The 2,508-nt window shown below is 59.8% G+C and carries 2 protein-coding genes; one reads left to right on the top strand and one right to left on the bottom strand.

The window, feature by feature from the left end; genetic code table 11:
• Nucleotides 1-341: 341 nt before the first annotated feature.
• Nucleotides 342-1,087, top strand: a protein-coding gene (locus tag F784_RS25770; protein WP_157465451.1) for an IS5 family transposase whose coding sequence is annotated in 2 segments (ribosomal slippage) — nucleotides 342-660 and nucleotides 660-1,087 — 747 coding nt in all. Because the reading frame shifts where the segments join, the coding sequence is not laid out codon by codon here.
• Nucleotides 1,088-1,133: 46 nt separating this feature from the next.
• On the opposite strand, the gene F784_RS0121955 is transcribed toward F784_RS25770, so the two are convergent.
• Nucleotides 1,134-2,039 (bottom strand): alpha/beta fold hydrolase, encoded by a 906-nt coding sequence (locus F784_RS0121955; protein WP_157465450.1) that lies wholly within the window; start codon nucleotides 2,037-2,039, stop codon nucleotides 1,134-1,136.
• Between the last annotated feature and the right edge of the window lie 469 nt (nucleotides 2,040-2,508).

The raw sequence follows: 2,508 nt of genomic DNA, 5'->3' as shown, positions 1-2,508 counted from the left end.
GGCGTTTCGGGAGGCCATGCACCCTTCCGATAACTTACCGAAGGGGTAACCCACGCGACACCCCTCAACGTGTCGTTAGGCGCCAGTTGACACTACCCACTCCAGGCACCCCTTAGCTGTCGGGTTTGTGCGTTTTGCAGGTCGCTGGAACGTTAGGAAGTGTTATTGCCCGGCGATGGTAGCCCTGTTCTTTTTGGGTGGCAGGTGTTGCCTAGTCGCGGCCCTGATTTGGTCACTACTTAGTCACTTGCCGCCCTTTTTGGGAGGGAGTAAATAGTCTTTACCCCTTCCCCGACTTCAGGTTTTTTCAGGTCGAGAAAGCTAACTTTTACCAGTGGGCGATCCTCGCTCCTCTGTTACCTTCTCGTGAAAAGCAGAGCCGCCGTGGACGACCGCGGCGGGCCGACAAAGAGCTACTTGAAGGCATCCTGTGGGTGTTGCGCACCGGAGCCCAATGGCATCACCTTCCCCGACCGGAATACCCGCCCAAGTCCACATGTTTTGAGCGTTTTCAGGAGTGGAATGAGCGCGGGGTGTTCCCGAACGTCCTGGGGCAGCTCTACGAGCTGCTGGAAGAACAGGAATTACTGGACTTGCGGGAAGCGTTCATTGACGGCACTTTCAGTGCTGCCAAAAAGGGGGCGCAGATGTCGGGCCGACCAAGAAGGGCAAGGGCACTAAAATCATGCTGATGGTGGATGCGAGCGGTCTGCCCCTCGCCGTCCACACGGAGAGTGCCAGCCCAGGTGAAGTGACCCTGGTCCACGCCACCTTGGAAGCCTCGTTCGGCCTGGACTTCCCACAGCGATTGATCGGGGACAAGGCATACGACAGCGATCCTTTGGATGCCGAGTTGGCAGCGCTTGGGGTAGAAATGATCGCGCCCAACCGGAAGAATCGGAAACAAAAGACGCAGGATGGACGACCGTTGCGCCGCTACAAGCAGCGCTGGATGGTTGAGCGGACCATCGCCTGGTTGCAGTCTTTCCGCCGTATCCGAACTCGTGACGAGCGCAAAGCCCAAAACTTCCTGGGTTTTGTCCAGCTCGCCTGCATCCTCATCCTGTTGCGCCGCGTCTCCAGGTGACCTCGCATGCTTAGATAATTAGCGCCCAGTGCGTCTGGGTATTCCGTTACTTAAGCTTGCTGCCACTCTGGGCCGCAGCCAGTACCTTGCGGACCGCGTCGATCACCAGTTCCGGAGCGTCCTGCTCAATGTGGTACCAGGAGTTAGGAGCATCTACCATCAGGCTGTTCGTCGACAGCTTCGCCAACGTCGCTTGGTCCGACCCGTACACCTTCCACGCCCGCTGGCCGTACGCCTGCAGGGCACCGGTGCCACCCTGGGCCGTCACGGGGTCCAAGCGTGGGATCAGCACCACAACCGGCCGGTTGCCCAGCGTCCCCGCCTGGTTCACCTGCTGGACGGTCTTCACGATGTCCCACACGGCGTCCGGGTCGTTGAGCCCCGCCGCCCGCCGCTGCATCTGTGCCCGCATGCCTTCGAGGATGGGCCGCTGTTCCCCAGCCGGGATGTCAGGGTTGGCGTGGAAGAACGCGGTCATCGCTTTGAACACTGTCGTGGTGTGCCCGTGGGAGAACACCACCCCCTTCACGTCATTGGGGTGGAGTTTGGTGAACAGTCGGGCGATGTGCGCACTGGGTCCCAGGGCCACGAACACGTACGGACCCTTTACCTTGGCCGCGTTGAGCAGCCGGTACAGTTCCTGGGTTCGCTCCAGGCCATCACTGGGGTTGTTGGGTTTGGGAAGGTCGCTCATCCCTCCGGGAACTCCCGCGGAGTCGTACACGCAGACGTGGGCGAATTTGGCAACCTCAGGTTCCACCTGGTCCCAGGTGGCAGCCCCCTCGAACCCGCCCAGCAGGACGACAGTCGGCTGAGTGTTGACTCCTGAGCACCGCAAATACAGCTCGTACCCGCCGACGCCATACCGACCATTCACGTCCTGTGCAGCGGCTGGCAGGCACGCGGTGAGCAGCAGGATCGCCAAGGGTCGAACGTGATGAGGAATCCGCATAAAAAGCCTCCGCGAGAGCAGGAGAGGACTTTCGATGGGCCGCCGCGCCTGGATCGAGACGTAGGGAAAGCGTACATGAAAACGTCCAGTCCTCTGGCGAACTGTCGCTGGTAGAAAGGTTGAGTGTGCTTCAACCCGACCCGTGGATAAGACAGCAACCGCCCTTTACCATGGACTGCCGGGAAACAAGCTTAACCCGTCCTCCCCTTCGTTCGGCTCGCCTGCGTGCACACCCTGCCTCACCGAATTTTCGGATGATCTCTAATAACCGCGCACGCAATAGCAGAACGCGCCCGCTCCCCAGCAGGCGCGTCTCTTTGTACGGTGACGGGTTAATTATACCAGATTCCTGAGGTTTTCTTAGGTTTTGCCGCAATTTTTCCGCATTGTTCTCGCGTTCCCTTGCAATTTCCCGAGTCGTGGGGTGCGTATGTCCGGGTGCCTCAAGGTGTTCCCGCTGATTGGCTGC

It is taken from the genome of Deinococcus apachensis DSM 19763, assembly GCF_000381345.1.
GTDB classification, from domain to species: Bacteria; Deinococcota; Deinococci; order Deinococcales; family Deinococcaceae; genus Deinococcus; species Deinococcus apachensis.
This window is presented reverse-complemented; position numbering and strand designations above follow the sequence as displayed.